At 61.9% G+C, this 662-nt stretch carries 1 protein-coding gene; it reads left to right on the top strand.

Annotated features, from left to right (window positions below):
* Positions 1 to 82: 82 nt before the first annotated feature.
* A partial coding sequence (locus tag MKK69_RS26125; RefSeq protein ID WP_243972791.1) for a Crp/Fnr family transcriptional regulator occupies positions 83 to 662 on the top strand: 580 nt, incomplete at its 3' end.

Consider the following 662-nt stretch of genomic DNA (forward strand, 5'->3'; position numbering starts at 1 on the left):
CGCAAGATATCGGTCAAATGATGGAGATCTTGTCGGATATCTGACATATTGGCAGGCATCGAGGCGCAGCGATGTGAGCCCCATGCAGCAGGCGCTGACGCGGAAGCTCGAGAGCTTCGAACCGTTGTCCGACCAGGCCCGCTCGGCCTTGAACAACCTGATACTCAAGGTCCGGCAGGTCGGCACACGCCAGGATCTGATCCGGGAAGGCGACAAGCCCGACAACGTCTTGCTGATCCTTGACGGCTTCGCCTGCCGGTACAAGGTCCTTCCGGACGGCCAGCGCCAGATCATGGCCCTGTTGTTGCCCGGCGATTTCTGCGACCTGAACGTGTTCATCCTCGACGAGATGGATCACACCATTGGCACCATCTCGCAGTGCCAGGTCGTGGACATCCCCCGTCGGGCCATCGATGAGATCACGGCGCATCACACGAGCATCGCGCGCGCCTTCTGGTGGTGCTCCCTGGTCGACGGTGCCGTCCTGCGCGAGTGGTTGGTCAACATGGGCGCGCGGGCTCCGGACCAGCGCATCGCGCATCTTCTGTGCGAGCTACTCATGCGCCTGGAAGCGGTCGGACGTGTCACCGACAACAGCTACGCGTTCCCACTGACGCAAACCCAGATCGCCGACACGATGGGACTGTCCGACGTGCACGTGA

The organism is Methylobacterium sp. J-026 (assembly GCF_022829585.1).
Taxonomy (GTDB): Bacteria; Pseudomonadota; Alphaproteobacteria; order Rhizobiales; family Beijerinckiaceae; genus Methylobacterium.